Source organism: Ruegeria sp. HKCCD6426 (assembly GCF_057221115.1).
In genome coordinates this window covers 415,470-433,233 of the sequence record NZ_JBWVBF010000003.1, presented here as the reverse complement: position 1 = coordinate 433,233, position 17,764 = coordinate 415,470, and the positions used below count along the sequence as shown (strand labels likewise).

The 17,764-nt window shown below is 55.9% G+C and carries 13 protein-coding genes; 4 read left to right on the top strand and 9 right to left on the bottom strand.

What is annotated here, in order from left to right; translation table 11 throughout:
- Positions 1-56 precede the first annotated feature (56 nt).
- The 9 genes from AC2TDA_RS10925 to AC2TDA_RS10885 all read right to left on the bottom strand — a co-directional run bounded on the left by AC2TDA_RS10925 (position 57) and on the right by AC2TDA_RS10885 (position 10,652).
- Positions 57-512, bottom strand: a complete 456-nt coding sequence (locus AC2TDA_RS10925) for a cytochrome c-type biogenesis protein (RefSeq protein WP_480845631.1) — start codon at positions 510-512, stop codon at positions 57-59.
- The gene (locus tag AC2TDA_RS10920; RefSeq protein WP_480879493.1) at positions 509-2,473 is read right to left on the bottom strand and encodes a heme lyase CcmF/NrfE family subunit; all 1,965 of its coding nucleotides are present in this window, start codon (positions 2,471-2,473) and stop codon (positions 509-511) included. Before AC2TDA_RS10920 ends, AC2TDA_RS10925 begins: the two co-directional genes overlap by 4 nt.
- A 74-nt stretch (positions 2,474-2,547) precedes the next feature.
- Positions 2,548-3,126 (bottom strand): holin family protein, encoded by a 579-nt coding sequence (locus AC2TDA_RS10915; RefSeq protein WP_480879263.1) that lies wholly within the window; start codon positions 3,124-3,126, stop codon positions 2,548-2,550.
- Positions 3,117-3,728: a holin-associated N-acetylmuramidase gene (locus tag AC2TDA_RS10910; RefSeq protein ID WP_480879262.1), complete on the bottom strand. Its 612-nt coding sequence runs from the start codon at positions 3,726-3,728 to the stop codon at positions 3,117-3,119. Before AC2TDA_RS10910 ends, AC2TDA_RS10915 begins: the two co-directional genes overlap by 10 nt.
- Before the next feature lie 152 nt (positions 3,729-3,880).
- Positions 3,881-4,327: a cytochrome c maturation protein CcmE gene (gene ccmE / locus AC2TDA_RS10905; protein ID WP_480845634.1), complete on the bottom strand. Its 447-nt coding sequence runs from the start codon at positions 4,325-4,327 to the stop codon at positions 3,881-3,883.
- 7 nt (positions 4,328-4,334) lie between these two features.
- The gene (gene argC, locus AC2TDA_RS10900; protein WP_480879261.1) at positions 4,335-5,363 is read right to left on the bottom strand and encodes an N-acetyl-gamma-glutamyl-phosphate reductase; all 1,029 of its coding nucleotides are present in this window, start codon (positions 5,361-5,363) and stop codon (positions 4,335-4,337) included.
- Between the two features lie 94 nt (positions 5,364-5,457).
- Positions 5,458-6,267 carry a glutamate racemase gene (gene murI / locus AC2TDA_RS10895; protein ID WP_480879260.1) on the bottom strand — a complete coding sequence of 270 codons (810 nt, stop codon included), beginning with the start codon at positions 6,265-6,267 and terminating at the stop codon, positions 5,458-5,460.
- Between the two features lie 8 nt (positions 6,268-6,275).
- A complete protein-coding gene (locus tag AC2TDA_RS10890; RefSeq protein WP_480845637.1) occupies positions 6,276-7,154 on the bottom strand; it encodes a lysophospholipid acyltransferase family protein in 879 nt (292 codons plus the stop codon).
- 78 nt (positions 7,155-7,232) lie between these two features.
- On the bottom strand, positions 7,233-10,652 hold the full coding sequence (locus AC2TDA_RS10885; protein ID WP_480879259.1) for an indolepyruvate ferredoxin oxidoreductase family protein: 3,420 nt from the start codon (positions 10,650-10,652) through the stop codon (positions 7,233-7,235).
- A gap of 169 nt (positions 10,653-10,821) precedes the next feature.
- Here AC2TDA_RS10885 and AC2TDA_RS10880 point away from each other — a divergent pair, with 169 nt between their 5' ends.
- The 4 genes from AC2TDA_RS10880 (at position 10,822) to purL (ending at position 17,712) form a co-directional block, all read left to right on the top strand.
- Positions 10,822-11,730: a LysR family transcriptional regulator gene (locus tag AC2TDA_RS10880; protein WP_480845639.1), complete on the top strand. Its 909-nt coding sequence runs from the start codon at positions 10,822-10,824 to the stop codon at positions 11,728-11,730.
- A gap of 278 nt (positions 11,731-12,008) precedes the next feature.
- Entirely contained in the window at positions 12,009-14,267 is a 2,259-nt protein-coding gene (locus AC2TDA_RS10875; RefSeq protein WP_480879258.1) for a mechanosensitive ion channel family protein, read from the top strand.
- 75 nt (positions 14,268-14,342) lie between these two features.
- On the top strand, positions 14,343-15,464 hold the full coding sequence (locus AC2TDA_RS10870) for a BamA/TamA family outer membrane protein (protein WP_480845641.1): 1,122 nt from the start codon (positions 14,343-14,345) through the stop codon (positions 15,462-15,464).
- A gap of 88 nt (positions 15,465-15,552) precedes the next feature.
- Positions 15,553-17,712, top strand: coding sequence for a phosphoribosylformylglycinamidine synthase subunit PurL (purL, locus tag AC2TDA_RS10865; RefSeq protein WP_480879257.1), 2,160 nt, complete (start codon positions 15,553-15,555; stop codon positions 17,710-17,712).
- Positions 17,713-17,764: the final 52 nt, after the last annotated feature.

Genomic DNA, 17,764 nt, shown 5'->3' with positions numbered 1-17,764 from the left:
GCAGTGTTTGTAAAACCCTGACTTAAATGTGAGGCAAGCGAAAGTGGAACCGCGCGTCAGTCTTCCAGAATTCGGCGCAACCGTTCCTTTTCCTCTTCGCTCAGAGCGTCGGTCTGATCGGCTTTCTGGTGCTGTGCGCGCTTGCGCAAGAAACTCCACCCCATGGCAGCTGCGATCAACAACATGATCGGACCCGCCAGCCATAGCATCAGATTAGCGCCGGACGTGGTCGGTTTCAGCAGGACATATTCGCCGTAGCGATCAACAATGAAATCCACCGCTTCTTTATCTGTGTCTCCTGCAACCAAGCGTTCCCGCAGCAGTATCCGCAGATCACGTGCCAATTCGGCATTGCTTTCGTCGATACTTTCATTGCGGCAGACAAGGCAGCGCAGCCCGGTGCTGATATCGCGTGCGCGTGCCTCAAGTGCCGGATCGTCAAGAACCTCGTCAGGCTGGACCGCCATCAGAGGTGAGGCCAGCATCATCAGGATCAGAACAAAACGTTTCATTCTGCAGGAACTCCTGACTGCGGGGTTTTGCGTGCTCCTGCTGCGACACGGAAACGACGGTCGGACAAGCTCAGGACACCACCCAGTGACATCAGGATACATCCGCCCCAGATCCAGTTGGCCAAGGGCTTGATATAAGTACGCATGACCCAACCGCCATCGGCCTGTTGGTCTCCGATTACCACATAAACGTCACGCAAGATCCGGTAGTCGATTGCAGCCTCGGTAGTCGGCATCCGGGCTACCGGGTAGTCACGCTTTTCCGGGTGCAGCGTGGTAATCTGACGACCGTTCTTTTCCAACGTCACGTCTGCCATAGTCGAGAAGTAGTTTGGCCCCTGCACGTTGCGTACATCCTTCAGGGTCAACGTAAATTCTCCGACCTCGAAGGGCTTACCAGGCTGCGCGACACGGATATCTTCAACTTCCCATGCGGTTAGACCCGCAATTGCGAACATGGTGACGCCCAAACCGGTATGCGCCACCGCCTTACCCCAATCAGCACGAGGAAGGCGGAACAGACGCGCCAGACTACCCTTGCGGCCAGTGCGGCTCCAGAGGTCCACGACCGCGCCAAAGGTGACCCAAGCGCCAAGGAAAAGACCCACCGGCCCTAGCGCACTCCGACCCGTTTGCATGACCCAGACAAGGATGGCCAATGCGACGGCCAAAATGAACGCATAGCGCAACGACCACGCAGCCCGACCCAGCTTGCCCCGCTTCCACGGCAGCATCGAGCCGACTGGCAGGGCGATCCCAAGCGCGATCATGAACGGCGTGAAAGCAGCATTGAAAAACGGTGCCCCAACCGAAAGCTTACGGTCAAACGCCATTTCGGCCACCATCGGCCACATGGTGCCGAAGAACACGACAAAGCAGCTGACAGCCAACAGGATGTTATTCAACACCAACGCGCTTTCGCGGCTGACCATTCCGAATACACCCTTGGCCTCCATCGCCTGCGCGCGTGCCGCAAACAGCGTCAGTGCACCACCGATGAAGATCACAAGAATGATCAGGATGAACACACCGCGTTCGGGGTCATTGGCAAAGGCATGGACCGAGGTCAGCAGACCCGAGCGCACGATAAATGTCCCGATGAGCGAGAAACCAAACGCGATGATCGCTAGCAGAATCGTCCAGCTTTTCAACGCCTCACGTTTTTCCACCACAATGGCCGAGTGCAGCAACGCGGCCGCCAGAAGCCACGGCATAAACGAAGCGTTTTCAACCGGATCCCAGAACCAGAAACCGCCCCAGCCAAGCTCGTAATATGCCCACCAGGACCCCAGTGCGATCCCGATTGTCAGGAAAACCCAGGCGGCCAGAGTCCATGGTCTCACCCAACGGCCCCATGCGGCATCTACACGCCCCTCGATCAGGGCGGCGATGGCAAAGCTGAATGCCATGCTCAGACCCACATAACCCAGGTACAGGAACGGCGGATGGAAGGCCAAACCGGGGTCTTGCAGCAAGGGGTTCAAATCTCGACCGTCAAAGGGTGGTACAGGAAGGCGGTCAAACGGGTTCGACGTGAACAGGATAAAGGCAAAGAATGCCACACCAATGGCAGATTGCACCGCCAGGACCCGCGCTTTCAGTGTCGGTGGCAACCCGCCACCAAAAAACGCCGCCATTGCGCCAAAAATCGTCACGATCAGCACCCAAAGCAGCATAGAACCTTCATGGTTCCCCCATGTGCCGCTGATCTTGTACAACATCGGCTTCGCCGAGTGGCTGTTCTCGACAACAATCCGCAACGAAAAGTCCGACGTCGTAAAGGCCCAGACGAGCGCGCCGAAGGAAAAAGACGTTAGCAGAAACTGGGCGATTGCCGCTGGTTCGGCAAAAGCCATCCAACCGGTCCATCGATTGGCAGCCCCGACAAGGGGTACAACGCTCTGTACGATGGCGACCAGGAAGGCGAGGATAAGGGCGAAGTGGCCGAGCTCTGTAATCATGGGCCGTTTATACTGCTGCCACTCGGCAAGTGCCATTCACATTCGCCCGGTCGCCGGGCACATAGTGTCGCGCCCTAGGCCTTTTGCAGGCGGCGCCAATCCTCCAACGCCCGATTCTCGCCCTGCTCGGATAGATGTTGAACCAGCTCAGCATCCGGCCCCGGGTCCGCGACCCCCGGACTGTCGCTGCGCATCTGCCTCAGTGCCTCCAGATTCGCCATGACAGTAGGCGCGCGCAGCATTGTGGCACCGATTTCGCGCTGTAAATCCTGCACCTTGGCTTGATGTCGCGCGCCAAAATAAAATGACACAATCACACCCAGTAACCACCACAGCGGTTCCGGGACCAACGCAATCCCCTGCATTCGGGCAGCAAACCACAACGGATCAACCATCGCCGCAACAAACAGCCCCAGTGTTCCCAAAGCCAGCGCCGGACGCGGCAAACGGTTCAGACCATCAATGAGGCGATCATATCCCCCCTTCTGACCGATTTGGAACTCTGCTCCGAATTGTTGCATTGCTTGTTCCTGCAAGCCAACAGAGCGCCGAGCGCCTGCTTCGGCATTTTCTCGAAACACTTCGGCTGTCTCGCGAACTACGTTGCGACCCGTGCCAAACAACAATCCCAAAATTCCTGAGATCAACCCCATGCCAAGACCCTATTCTGAAACTCTTCGTTCGTCAGATGGTATGAGACGGACAGAAACTCTTCGGCCCGGCGAATCCAACCGCCCTTCTCGCCAGCGCGAGTCCGCGCATATTTGCGCAACGAAGCCCGTCGATCCGCAATGTCGAAATAATAGTTCCGTCGCGCAACACCGTACGCATCCCGTAGTGCGACCGGATTGGGTGTAGCCGCGGTGTGAGCGGCGGTCGCAGTATGAGACCCGATTACACCATCAACCAGGACGTCGAACCCCATTTGGCCCAATAACCGTTGCAGGATTTTCACAGCCTGAGAACCCGCATTGACATACATATCGAACAGCGACGCCTGCAATTCCGCTGGGGTCAAAGCAACACGCGGCTTGTCAAAATAATGTTCCAGGAAAATGTCGACGGCCTGCTCTTTGCTCAATGCACGTACATCTGCCCGTGTGATGGACCTGTCACCCGTCAGGTCCAGCCCGAGGCGGCGCATGGTATGAATGGTCACACCAAATTTCGTAGGCCCGCCAGGGTCGTCGGGATCATCTACATAACCACCTTCCCGAGCTACGATACCCATAGCTATCTGCCGAACAGTCTGCATTCCGCTCCCCTTTTGACCTGATTGGGGGAAACGGTCACGGAAAGACGTTAAACCAGCGATAAATATAAGGGCGCTGCATGCCCAAACGCACGCAACGCCCTGTTAATTCTGACCCCAAACATCTCTGCCCGAGGGCTTCGACTCAGCTAAGTTCAGCTGTCTTCGGCCTCCTGGTAAACGCCTTGCTCCTTCAAAGCATCGACAACTTCTTTCGGCATATAAGTTTCGTCATGTTTCGCAAGAATTTCCGTAGCTTCAAAGACGCCGTTCACGTAACTTCCGGTCCCGACCATCCCCTGATTTTCAGAAAACAGATCCGGCAAAACACCGGTAAATGCCACTGGTACGCTTTCACCACCATCGGTCACAACAAAATGTACCGTCTCGCCCTGCCCACGAATGATTGAGCCTTCTTCGACCAGACCGCCAATGCGGAACACTTCGGTCGGCTTTGGTGGCTCGGCGATAACCTGACTGGGTGAGCGGAAAAAGTTGATGCCGTCTCGCATTGCATACCCAATCAACCCTGTCGCTAGAACAAGGGCAACCACAGCCAGCAATATCACTTGTACACGACGACGTTTCTTGAGCGTTTTCATAGTGTCCTCACGGGAACAGAGGGGCCATCATCAGGCCCGTCGTTTCAGCTTCACCTAACATCAGGTTGGCATTCTGCAAGGCTTGCCCGCTGCTACCTTTTGTCAGGTTATCCAATGCCGCCACCACAATGGCACGACGTTCGATCCGATCCGCGACTACGCCGATATGGCAGTAGTTCGACCCCCTGACGTGATGAGTCGAAGGTGTTTCGCCAAATGGCAACATCTGAATAAATGGCTCGGCTTCGTAGGCCGAACACAGCGTCTCAAAGACGCTTTGCGGGTCGCCCTTCACATACGTAGTCGCCAGAATTCCGCGATTGGCCGGGATCAGGTGGGGTGTAAACTGTACATGAACCGTCCGCCCGGCGAGTTTAGAGAATTCCTGATCAAATTCACCGAGATGCCGGTGCGTACCACCAATGGCATAGGCGTTGTAACCTTCGCTTAGCTCCGCATGCAGAAGGTTCTCTTTTAATGCCCGCCCTGCACCGGAAACAGCGCATTTCAGATCAAGGATGATATCGTCTAAGTCGATCACCCCAGCGGCAATTAAGGGACGCAGAGCATATTGCCCGGTCGCCGCATTGCAGCCCGTTCCGGCAACCAGCCGAGCAGACCGGATTTCGTCCCGGTAGAATTCAGTCAGGCCATAGACCGCCTCGTTCTGATGCGCGATGGCGGAATGTGGATTGCCATACCACTTTTCGTATTCTTCAGGATCGCTTAGCCGGAAATCGGCTGAAAGATCAACGATCCTCTGTGCTTTTGGCAGCTCGCGAATGACTTCTTGGCTTGTTTTATGTGGCAAAGCGCAAAAACAAAGATCAATTTGCGAGAAATCGATCTCGGAAATTTTGCACAGGACCGGCAAGTCCAAATGCCGCAAATGCGGAAACACCTGTGCCATGGATTGGCCTGCCTTACGCTCGGCGGCCAGAGCTGTAACTTCCATATTCGGGTGCTCGGCGATCAGCCGCACCAGTTCGGCGCCGGTATAACCGGACGCGCCCAGAATTGCGATTTTGTGGGTCATGTCAGACTTCTTTCACTTATGTGCCACATCTTACGACCGCCGATGCGACGGTCATCGAATTAAAGAGTCGGTAAAAGACCGTCCTTGACTTAGGTCAGGCAGCCGCAAAGGTGATTTGTCGTCGGAGAAACTGGGTCGCACGATCGCTGACGAACCCCGGTTTCCCGGTGGTCAGAAAACCACCATCGCCTTCACCTGTCATGTTGGGATGGCGCTGCAGGTAATCGGCCAGACTCTCTGCGACCAGATCACCCTGGCTGTAGACTTTTACGTCTGGACCAAGTGCCGCCTGAAATGTCTCGGCCATCAATGGGTAGTGCGTACAGCCAAGAATTGCAGCCTGCGGATCAGGCATCTTGCGTTTTAGCGCATCAACATGCGAGCGCACCAATGCTTCGGACAGGATCATGTCACCGTCCTCTATAGCATCGACAACACCGCCACAGGCCTGCGCCTCGACGTCGACGCCGATAGCACGAAAGGCCAGTTCACGCTGAAACGCGCGGCTGGAGACAGTCGCCGGTGTGGCAAACAATGCGACGTGCTGCACCTCAACCTCGCGCGGGGGCGAGTTGTCGCCCCATTGCCGCTCGGTCAGCGCTTCGATCAAGGGGACAAATACGCCCAGAACGCGCTTACCTTCGGGCACGCCTTCTTCCTGCATTCGACGCAGTGCGGCGGCGCTGGCAGTGTTACATGCCAGAATCACAAGATTGCAGCCACGCGACCACAGATCATGGACGGCATGACGCGTCAGTTGAAAAATATCTTCGGCATCGCGCACGCCGTACGGGGCATGCGCGCTGTCCGCAAAATACAGGAAATCCACGTCCGGCAGACGTTTCTGCGCGGAGTTCAGGACGGTCAGCCCGCCCAATCCGGAATCAAAGATACCTACTGCCATTTGCCCCTTCAGGCGCGATGCCGTTCCTCAAATTCATAGCCGTAGTCATAGGACTTCAACGGCTGTGGGGACAGCTCATACGTGGCTTTGCGCAAGAAATCCATCATCTTGCGCGTATCCTTTGCCAACGGGTCCAATACGTCGCGGCCGATTGGCTCGCCAATCACGACGCTGACTGGGGTATCAACGCGCTTTTTGAACTCTTTGATCAGCAAACCCATGCGCAGCGTGTTGTGAAGATGACTGGCAATCTGGAACAGGCGCGAGGTGTGGCCATCAAAGAAAACAGGCACCACCGTCGCGTTTGACTTGGCAACCATTCGCGCTGTAAAGCCACGCCAGCCTGGATCCATCGGGTGTGAGAACGGCTTGACGCCAGTACTGACGGTGCCGCCCGGGAAAATGCCAATCGCCCCACCCTCACCCAGGTAGTCCAACGCCGTTCTGCGGGTTTCGAGGTTCAGTTTCATCGCCTCTTTCGACGCATCAAACGAAATCGGAAGGACTATCCGATTCAAGTCCTCCGCCTTGCGGAATACCCGGTTGGCCAGAATACGGAAATCACCGCGGGTTTGCGCCAGAATATGCCCCATCATCAATCCATCCAGAATTCCATAAGGATGGTTAGCAATCAGGATCAGCGGCCCGTTTTTCGGAACGTTCGACAGTGATCCTCCGACCACATCCAGAGACAGCCCGTAGCGATCAACCATGACCGACCAGAAATCGCGCCCCTTGGCCACCTCGTGTTCGTAACCGTGTGCCCGTTTGATCAACCGCAGACGGCCGGTAGTGTTTTCCATCAACCTGATAACTATCCGCCCACCCTTGGTTTCAGCGGAGTAGGCATAAGAAATGTCACGAGCGATATGGCGTGACGAGGGCATCGAAAACTCCGATATAAGGACCAGTGGTTAGTGGTAGGTAGCAATTCTTACCGCATAGCGTAACAGGCATGTGAAGCTTCACTCTGCCGCAGACCTGACCTGCGGCCTGCCGTCACCGATTACTGCCAAAAGCTCTTCGCGCCGTTTTGCTGCCTTAGCCTCGTTTTCAATGAGAACAGGACCAAACCCTCTGATGTCCAGAGGCAGGCGGGCCAGCGCGGCAATCGCGTCGCGCGTACCCGCAGTCAGTTTGGGCAGAACCTGCTTCATGTCTTTTTCGTATTGCCGGATCAGTGCCCGCTCCATCCGCCGCTCAGCGCTGTAACCAAACGGATCAAACGGTGTTCCGCGCAGAACTTTGAGCCGCGCCAATAGCTTAAGCGGGCCAAGGAACCATTCGCCAAACGCACGCTTGCGTGGGCGCTCACCGGCACCTTTGCCACCCAGTGCCGGCGGTGCCAGATGGAAGGTCATTTTGAAATCGCCGTCAAATTCGGCTGCTGCCTGGTTACGACTGTCCAGCAACAGGCGCGCGACCTCGTATTCATCCTTGTAAGACAGCAGCTTGTGATACCCTTTTGCAACCGCCTCTTTGACGTCTGCATCATCGATGGTCGCCAGCAGCTTGCGATACCGCTTCGCCAAACGCGTGCCTTGATAGCTGGTCAGGTGGTCCGCCCGGAAATCGATCATCTGATCCATCGATTTCGGCAATTCGGCTACATTTGGGCTTAGGATTCTCGCTACCTCTTCCGGGTGCAAAACCGCCCACCGACCAACCTCGAACGCACGCTTGTTGCGCTCAACCGCAGCGCCATTCAACTCGATGGCTTGCAGGATTGCTTCATGGCGGATCGGTAACAGCCCTCGTTGCCAGGCTGCGCCAAACACCATCATGTTCGAATAAATTGAATCCCCCATCACGGCGCGCGCCAAATCTGTCGCGTCGAACAGATCGGCGTTTTCTTTCAAGCGGGCTTGCAATGCCAGCTCCAGTTGATCAGCGGGTATTCGGAAATCGGTATCACGCGTGAAGTCGCCCGTAATGATCTCGTGACTGTTGACCACCGCACCGGTTTGCCCTGCTTGTGTAAGACCCAGAGTTTTAGCTCCGGCAGACACCACCAGATCGCCTCCGATCAGGGCATGTGCCTCTCCGGTTGCAACACGAATGGCGCTGATATCTTCTGGTCGATTGGCAAGACGGCAGTGGATATGAACCGCGCCGCCTTTTTGCGCCAGCCCTGCCATCTCCATCATGCCGGCGCCCTTGCCATCGATCTGGGCAGCCTGTGCCAGAACTGCGCCGATGGTGACAACGCCGGTACCACCGACTCCGGTGATCACTACGTTATGCGTGCCGTTGATCTGCGGCAAAATCGGCTCCGGCAAGTCCGGAAGGTCGATGTCGGTTGTGGCTTCTTTCTTGATCTTCGCCCCTTCAAGCGTGACAAACGACGGGCAAAACCCGTTCAGGCAAGAGAAATCCTTGTTGCAGCTCGACTGGTCGATCGCGCGTTTACGTCCAAGTTCAGTCTCTTTGGGCACAATCGACACGCAGTTTGACTGCACACCGCAATCACCGCAGCCTTCGCAAATGTCGGTGTTGATGAATACCCGCTTATCGGGATCTAGGAATGTGCCACGCTTGCGCCGCCTGCGCTTCTCGGCGGCGCAGGTCTGGACGTAAACAATGACGGATACACCCTCGATTTCGCGGAATTTTTCCTGAACCTGCATCAGCTCGGCGCGCTCATGAGTTTCGACCCCAGATGGCAGAGCCTTGAAGTTCACATCTTCCTTTTCGTCGTAAACCACGGCCACGTTTTTAACGCCCATTGCCGTGACTTCGGCCACGATCCGTTCCGCGGTCAGGTCGCCTTCGTTTTCCTGCCCGCCTGTCATTGCGACGGCATCGTTGAACAAGATCTTGAAGGTGATGTTTGTCCCGGCGGACAGAGCCGCCCGGATCGCCTGAACGCCCGAGTGGTTGTACGTTCCGTCCCCTAAGTTTTGGAAAACATGTTTGGTTGTCGAAAAGGGTTCCTCTCCGATCCAGTTCGCGCCCTCGCCCCCCATCTGAGTGAACCCGGTTGTCTCACGGTCCATCCACTGCACCATGTAGTGGCATCCGATACCGGCATAGGCGCGGCTACCTTCAGGCAGTCTTGTCGAGCTGTTATGAGGACAGCCAGAACAGAAATACGGCAGTCGCGCCGCAATTTCTTGCGCGTTGTCCGCACGGCGCGCTTCTGACAGCTTGGCCAGACCGGCACGCACTCCATCGGTGTCCCGCCCTTCTTCAATCAGGATGTTGCCGAGTTTCTCGGCAATCATTATTGGGTCCAATGCCCCGCGTGTGGGAAACAGCTCCTCGCGGTGCAATGTACCTGCACCGCCTTTGTACCATCCATAGACCCGACGACCGCGCCGATCGTCAAAGATCGCTTCCTTGACCTGAACTTCGATCAGCTTGCGCTTTTCCTCGACGATAATGATCAGGTCGAGCCCTTCAGCCCAGCCGTGGAAGCCCTTCATATCCAACGGAAAAGTCTGGCCGATTTTGTAGGTAGTGATGCCTAGGCGTTCAGCCTCGTTCGCGTCAATGTTCAACAGAGACATGGCATGGACCAGATCCAGCCAGTTCTTGCCTGCTGCCACGATCCCGATCTTGGCACCGGGTTTCCCCCAAACGCGCTTGTCCATTTTATTGGCGTGCGAGAACGTTTCAGCAGCGAAACGTTTATAGTCGATTACACGCCCTTCCTGCAGATGCGGTGTATCACCCAAGCGGATGTTCAACCCGCCCTCAGGCATGTCGAATTCGGGCGTCACGATCTGCATCCGGTCCGGACTGCCGTCAACAACGGATGTCACTTCGATCGTGTCCTTCATGGTTTTCAGACCAGCCCAGACACCGGCAAACCTGCTGAGCGCAAAACCATAGATTCCGTAGTCGAGAATTTCTTGCACACCCGCCGGACTGACCACCGGCATATACATGTCCACTAACGACCATTCCGACTGATGCAGCACGGTCGAGCTTTCGCCCGTGTGATCGTCCCCCATGGCCATCAGAACCCCGCCATGTTTGCCTGTCCCGGCCATATTGGCGTGGCGCATGACATCCCCTGACCGATCTACGCCCGGGCCCTTGCCGTACCAAAGACCGAAAACGCCATCGAACTTGCCATCATTGCGCAAACCGGCCTGCTGGCTTCCCCATAGCGCCGTAGCAGCAAGATCTTCGTTCAGCCCATACTGAAAGATCACATCACTTTCGGCCAATTGCTTCTGCGCGCGTGTCATCTGCAGATCCACAGCGCCCAAGGGCGATCCGCGGTACCCAGTGACCAGACCAGCGGTATTTAATCCGGCCTTTTTATCGCGCGCTTTCTGCATAAGCATCAATCGCACCAACGCCTGTGTCCCGTTCAGCAGAACCGGACTCTTGGACAAGTCGAACCTGTCATTCAGCGAAATTTTCGGCTGACTCATCAGACGTCTCCCCTCGTCGGATTAGTGTGCTTCATTCCCAGTTATTTTAGGTCATAAAAGCTGACCTGTATAGTAAATTTCCCCATAACCGTAACGATTTCACCGTTTGAATGTGGAAATTGTTACGTCTTTCATATAGGCCTGCCAAAGGATAACGAAAGTTGCGACGATGGATTGGGACAAGCTCAGAATATTTCACGCGGTAGCGGATGCAGGCAGCCTCACGCATGCCGGAGACAAGCTCAATTTGTCTCAATCCGCCGTGAGCCGTCAGATTCGCGCACTGGAAGAATCACTGAATGCGACCCTGTTTCATCGCCATGCCCGCGGGCTGATACTGACCGAGCAGGGAGAGTTGTTATTCGATGCCACCTCAGCCATGTCCAAACGGTTGGATGCGGCCGCTGCCCGTATCCGTGATAGCGAGGATGAGGTTTTCGGCGTCCTTCGTGTAACAACCACGTTCGGCTTCGGCACTCTGTGGCTGGCTCCACGCCTGCCCAAGCTTTACGAACAATATCCCGATCTCAACATCGACCTGATGCTTGAGGAACGTGTCCTGGACTTACCCATGCGCGAAGCCGATGTGGCCATCCGCATGAAAGAGCCCAGCCAGGCCGACCTTGTCCGCAAACGCCTGATGACGGTGCAGATGCTGCTTTACGCGACGCGCAGCTATCTGGACGCGCACGACGCACCGCTGGAAAAGCCTGAAGATATTTCCAAACACCGGTTGATTTGCCAGACCCCATCTGCGCCCCAGGTCGGCGCAAGCGCCTCTTTGGTGCGGCATCTGATGACTTATGAGCCCGGCTCACTCCTGACAGTCAACAACTACTTTGGTGTCCTTCAGGGTGTTCTGCACGATCTCGGGATCGGCGTTCTTCCCGATTACGTCACCGAAGACTTCCCCGACCTGGTACCTGTTTTGTCGGATATCGAAATCGCCGATGTTCCGGTTTACCTCGCCTACCCCGAGGAATTGCGCCATTCCAAACGCGTCGCGGCATTCCGGGATTTCGTGCAAGATGAAATCATTGCCCACCGCAAGCACTTGAGGCAGATGGGAAAACTCTAGCTATGCAGCTAGATCATAGCGGGCATGATCCTTTATCGTCCAAAACACCTTGATCGTTCACAAAGTGATCCCTAAATCAGCAATCGAAGGCGGTGATGCTGTAACGCTCATCATCTTCATACCTCCCTGTTGGACTACGGCCGAGCTTAGTGCTCGGCCTTTTTTTTGGGTTTTTGCCAGAAGCATCGTGTCAAGTCATCGAAAACTCTGGGAAAATTGCTCGCCGGAGCCTATGATCTCAAAAAATCGATGAAAATATCGCGTTCGAGGGTAAACCCATGTTCCAACCACTCCGCCTTTTGCTGGCGTTGGTGTCCGTTCTATTCTTAGCGGTTCCGCTTCAAGCACAAGAAACAGGCGCAACATCAACCGTAACCATCCCCGAGGACCTAACGCCTGAACAGGTCGACGACCTTGTGGCACGCATGTCTGACGATCAGGTACGTGCCATCTTGCTGGAACGCCTTGATGCAGTTGCCGAAGAGCAAGCTGCAGCCAAGGAAGGTCATGAAGACCCCCTCACCGAGATAAATGAGATCTGGGCGGAAATGGTCACTTCGTGGGCTCATGTTCTAACCACATTGCCAAATATCGCCAGTGCACAAATCACGGCGTTCGAAAACTTCTCGACAACCTTTGGAACGACCGGAGTGTTTGTTCTTATGGGGCTGATCCTGTCAATTCTGGTGGTCGGCTACATAGCAGAGAAGCTTTTTGATTTTCTGACGCGCAGATGGCACGCAGCAACAGAGGTTGCAGACGAAGCGGATCTTTGGGGCGCAGTTCGCTATCTTTTCCGCCGTTTCTGCCGCGAGATTGCGGGGCTGGTAGTATTCTATGTCGTCATCCGCGCGGTTGGGCGCGGACTTCTGACCGTTGAACAAATCACTTATGCGGCACCTTTTGTGTTCTACCTGATCTGGATTCCTCGTTTGGGCGCTGCAGCTTCTCGGTTCGTTCTGGCACCCGAAAAGCCACAGTTTCGGTTGGTAAATATTGACGATCGCTGGGCGAAATACCTGCACCGCAACCTTATCGGCCTGTTGATCCTGATCGGTTTTACGTTGTTCGTCGTCCGGTTCAATTCGCTTAACGGTGTTACTCCCGACGATACCCGTATCGCCTTTTGGCTCAACGCGGCAATTCACGTCTATATCGGCGTAATCGCGTGGACTGCGCGTGAGGGGTTGTCGCAGATGATGCTGGGTACTGATCCCGATCATACGAAGTTCGACGAAGAGGTTGCCCAATATTACCCCTACTTCGCCATTGGCGTTTCGGCGGTGATATGGCTGCTGGTCGAGTTCCTGTCTGCGCAACGCGATCCTGCAATTCGTGCGTTGTTGGTTCAGGGGCCGCATTTCACCACCATGTTCTGGTTGTTGATCGCACCTGCACTCGACACTCTGATACGCGGATTGGTGCGTCACCTTCAGCCACCGATGTCCGGCGAAGGTCCCCTGGCAGAGCGTGCTTATCGTTCAACCAAGCGCAGTTATATCCGGATTGGCCGTGTAATTGCGGGCTTGTTTGTTGTGTTCATGATCGCACGTGCCTGGCAACTCGATCTTCGCCATGTCGCCTCGGCGGGCGTCAGTGCCGAAGTCGGCGGGACGGTCATCGAATTCCTGCTGATCATCGCTGTTGGCTATATCATGAACGAGGTAGTCTCACTGTGGATCAACCGCCGCTTGGCCAAGGAACAGACCGCAGCAGAGGCGCTGGATGAGGAAGCTGGCGGCGAAGGTGGCGGCGTCGGTGGTTCTCGCTTGGCTACGGTACTGCCGTTGCTTCGGATTACTGCTCAGGTAACGATCGCAGTCATCTTCGGCCTGTTGGCACTTGGTGCACTGGGCATCAATATCACTCCGCTGCTTGCCGGTGCCGGTGTTCTGGGCCTAGCTATTGGGTTTGGCGCACAGAAATTGGTGGCGGACATCGTCGGCGGCATTTTCTTCCTGATCGACGACGCGTTCCGCGTTGGAGAATATGTTGATGTGGGCGGTACTATGGGCACTGTAGAAAAGATCTCGATCCGATCGATGCAGCTGCGCCACCACCGCGGGCCGGTTCACACCATTCCCTACGGTGAGATTCAGAAGTTGACCAATTTCAGCCGTGATTGGGTGATCATGAAGCTGAAGTTCACCGTTCCCTTCGACACCGACCCAAACAAGGTCAAGAAGATCTTCAAAAAGATCGGTGCCGAGATGATGGCGGACGAGGTTCACAAGGAAGGCTTCCTACAGCCGTTCAAATCGCAAGGCGTGTTCGACTTTGACGATGTGGGCATGATCATCCGGGGCAAGTTCATGGCCAAGCCCGGCAAACAGTTCACATTGCGGAAAGAGATCTTCAATCGGGTCAAGGCCGAGTTCAATGCAAACGGCATCGACTTTGCGCGCCGTGAGGTCCGCGTGGCCATTCCCGGTTTGGATGAAGCCGAGCACCTGAGCGATGAACAGAAAGCTACGATTGGTGCTGCCGCGGGTGATGCGGTGGCTCAACAAGCGAAACAAAAAGAAGAAGGAAAATAGAGATTTCCTGACGCACGAGTGACCCGGAGACGGGTCACTCGCCCGAAAACCAAATTGGCCACGGAAGGGGCAGACATGCTTCGAAACGCCGTGTTTGCAGTAATTGCGATTTCACTTGGCACACTTCCGACCAAGTCTTTTTCGCAAAGCTCCAGCAGTGTTGTCGATGTACAAACCAACGGGCTGGATAGCGCTTCTAAAGAGGAAAACATTGGCTTTCGGCGGGGGTCTTTCGTGCTTGCCCCCATCCCGTTTTCCAACCCCACTATTGGTTCTGGCCTTGTTTTAGGGGCCGGATATCTTTTCACCCTGGATGAAGGCTCAAAACCCTCGGTTCTCGGAATTGGAGGGCTGAAATCCGATAATGGGAGTACGGTCGGGGGCGCCTCTATAAACCTTGCATTCGATCAAAATCGCTGGATTATCAAGGCACTGTATGGGCGGGCTGATGTGCGATACGACCTTTTCACGGATATCGGCGTTCTACCTATCCAACAGGACGGAGACCTGGCCAGGATCAGCGTTTCCTATGGCGTGACGCCTGACTTGTCATTTGGTTTGAGCTTGCGGTACCTGGACACAGTCATTTCCCCGGACTTCCCAAATCTGCCGCCAATTCCGCCGCCTTTCGATCAGTTTCTGGTCACCGAATACGGCAATATCGGGCTAATCTCAGACTGGGATGCACGCGACGACACGGTCTATCCCACATTGGGCCATAACCTGCACGTCGAAGCGTATAATGGATACTCACTGAAAGGCGTGTTGGAGGATTACTCGAAGGCCTATGCCAACTACACCCATTACTTCAGCCCCGGCGAGAAAACAGTCTTGGCCGCTCGGGCATCCGTGTGTGGATCATCCTCGGGTACGCCCTTTTTCGATCAATGCGGGTTAGGTACGGTTGATGCTTTCCGAGGGTTTTCGGCCACTCAGTTTCTGGATTTCAATTCGGCATCTCTACAGGTTGAGGCGCGGCAGAGATTGACGAAACGTATTGGGGTGGTCGCCTTTGCCGGGGCAGGACAAGTCGGATCCAGCTTCAGCGACCTCAGTGACGGTGGGACCCACTCGGCCTATGGTATTGGTGCGCGGTATCGTGTTTCAAAGAAGTTCCCACTCGACTTTTCAGTCGACGTCAGTCGCAATGACGAGCAGGAAAACAACCTGTATATCTACGTAGGCCAGCGGTTCTGACGCGCCTGCGCTCTCTTGGCCCTTCCCACCGGAGCGCCCTTGCCCTAAAAGGCCCGCAATCTCGGCCCACTTGGACACAGGATAAACGATGCAAGAGCCCGCCATCACACCCGATCTGATTGCCGCCCACGGGCTCAAGCCTGATGAATACGACATGATCCTCGAAATCATCGGGCGCGAGCCGACCTTTACTGAGCTGGGCATCTTTTCGGCCATGTGGAACGAACATTGCTCATATAAGTCCTCAAAAAAATGGTTGCGCACCCTGCCCACCTCGGGGCCCCAAGTGATCTGCGGCCCAGGCGAAAACGCGGGCGTAGTAGATATCGGCGACGGTCAGGCAGTGGTCTTCAAGATGGAGAGCCACAACCACCCTTCGTATATCGAGCCTTATCAGGGCGCGGCAACAGGCGTCGGCGGCATCCTGCGCGACGTGTTCACCATGGGTGCGCGTCCGATTGCGTCCATGAACGCGTTGTCTTTTGGTGAACCGGGACATCACAAAACCCGCCAACTGGTCAACGGGGTGGTTGAAGGCATCGGCGGCTACGGCAACTGCTTTGGCGTTCCGTGCGTCGGCGGAGAAGTTCGCTTTCACCCGGCCTATAACGGCAATTGCCTTGTGAATGCTTTTGCGGCCGGATTGGCTGACAGTGACAAGATTTTCTACTCGGCCGCGTCGGGTGTTGGCATGCCTGTCGTTTATCTGGGTGCCAAAACCGGTCGCGACGGTGTCGGAGGCGCGACCATGGCTTCGGCCGAATTCGACGACACGATCGAAGAAAAGCGCCCCACCGTTCAGGTCGGTGACCCATTCACTGAAAAGCGCCTTATGGAGGCGACGCTGGAGCTGATGCAAACCGGCGCCGTAATTTCCATTCAGGATATGGGCGCAGCTGGCCTGACCTGTTCCGCGGTCGAAATGGGCGACAAAGGTGGTCTGGGTGTCCGGCTCGATCTGGAAAACGTACCACAGCGCGAAGAAGACATGACGGCGTACGAGATGATGCTGTCCGAGTCGCAGGAACGTATGCTGATGGTCCTCAAACCCGAACTTGAGGCCGAAGCCCGCGCCGTGTTCGAAAAGTGGGATCTGGATTTTGCCATCGTTGGAGAAACTATCGCCGAAGACCGTTTCCTGATAATGCACAATGGGGAAGTTAAGGCCGATCTCGTCCTGTCCAAACTCTCCTCCACTGCCCCCGAGTACGACCGACCATGGGAACCAACACCTGAGCCAGTCGCGCTGACCGAAGTACCGCAAATCGATCCGATCGACGGGCTGCGCGCCTTGCTTGCATCGCCCAACTACGCGGGTAAACAGTGGGTTTACGAGCAATATGACACCATGGTCATGGCCGACACGAACCGCACGCCCGGTTTGGGCGCGGGTATGGTGCGTGTACACGGGACGGACAAAGTGCTGGCCTTCACCAGCGATGTTACCCCGCGCTATGTCCGCGCAAATCCGGTCGAAGGCGGCAAGCAAGCCGTGGCCGAAGCCTATCGCAACCTGACCGCAGTTGGTGCCAAACCGTTGGCAACAACCGACAACCTGAACTTCGGAAACCCGGAAAAGCCCGAGATCATGGGCCAGTTTGTCGGTGCAATCCAGGGCATCGGTGCCGCCGTTGGCGCGCTGGACATGCCGATCGTGTCAGGCAACGTTTCGCTGTACAACGAGACCGATGGTCAGGCGATCCTGCCCACACCGACCATTGGTGCAGTCGGATTGTTGCAGCATTCAGATGAGATCATTGGAAACGAAGTACGCGAAGGCCATGTTGCCCTGGTGATCGGGGAAACCAATGGCCATCTGGGACAGTCTGCCCTGCTGGCCGAAGTATTTAACCGCGAAGACGGCGATGCGCCCCATGTCGATCTGGACGCCGAGGCGCGTAATGGTGATTTCATCCGCGCCAACCGCGAGATGATCAAAGCCTGTACCGATCTGGCCGATGGCGGCCTTGCGCTGGCCGCGTTCGAACTGGCGGAAGCGGCTGGCATAGGTGTCCACCTCGATGACGCATCGACCGAATTCCTGTTTGGTGAAGATCAGGCGCGTTATCTGGTTGCCTGCAATTTCGACCAGGCCGAGGCGCTGATGATTACCGCCGGTCAGGCTGGCGTTCCGTTGGTGTCGGTGGGGCGTTTTACCGGCGAAACCGTCAAGATTGGAGCATCCGAGGCACCACTGATCGAGCTGACCGCAACGTTCCGCACCAGCTTTGCTGAAGCCGTCGCCTAAGTGTCGGCAACCCCCTGCCGAATACAACTCCTGAACCTTCGCCAAGGTGCAG

Bases quoted from the DNA above. Each gene is read 5' to 3' on its own strand.
- AC2TDA_RS10915 (WP_480879263.1), bottom strand. From the start codon at position 3,126: ATGGGGTTGATCTCAGGAATTTTGGGATTGTTGTTTGGCACGGGTCGC.
- AC2TDA_RS10885 (WP_480879259.1), bottom strand. From the start codon at position 10,652: ATGAGTCAGCCGAAAATTTCGCTGAATGACAGGTTCGACTTGTCCAAG.
- AC2TDA_RS10875 (WP_480879258.1), top strand. From the start codon at position 12,009: ATGTTCCAACCACTCCGCCTTTTGCTGGCGTTGGTGTCCGTTCTATTC.
- AC2TDA_RS10880 (WP_480845639.1), top strand. From the start codon at position 10,822: ATGGATTGGGACAAGCTCAGAATATTTCACGCGGTAGCGGATGCAGGC.
- argC (WP_480879261.1), bottom strand. From the start codon at position 5,363: ATGACCCACAAAATCGCAATTCTGGGCGCGTCCGGTTATACCGGCGCC.
- AC2TDA_RS10925 (WP_480845631.1), bottom strand. From the start codon at position 512: ATGAAACGTTTTGTTCTGATCCTGATGATGCTGGCCTCACCTCTGATG.
- AC2TDA_RS10890 (WP_480845637.1), bottom strand. From the start codon at position 7,154: ATGCCCTCGTCACGCCATATCGCTCGTGACATTTCTTATGCCTACTCC.
- purL (WP_480879257.1), top strand. From the start codon at position 15,553: ATGCAAGAGCCCGCCATCACACCCGATCTGATTGCCGCCCACGGGCTC.
- AC2TDA_RS10870 (WP_480845641.1), top strand. From the start codon at position 14,343: ATGCTTCGAAACGCCGTGTTTGCAGTAATTGCGATTTCACTTGGCACA.
- AC2TDA_RS10910 (WP_480879262.1), bottom strand. From the start codon at position 3,728: ATGCAGACTGTTCGGCAGATAGCTATGGGTATCGTAGCTCGGGAAGGT.
- AC2TDA_RS10920 (WP_480879493.1), bottom strand. From the start codon at position 2,473: ATGATTACAGAGCTCGGCCACTTCGCCCTTATCCTCGCCTTCCTGGTC.
- murI (WP_480879260.1), bottom strand. From the start codon at position 6,267: ATGGCAGTAGGTATCTTTGATTCCGGATTGGGCGGGCTGACCGTCCTG.
- ccmE (WP_480845634.1), bottom strand. From the start codon at position 4,327: ATGAAAACGCTCAAGAAACGTCGTCGTGTACAAGTGATATTGCTGGCT.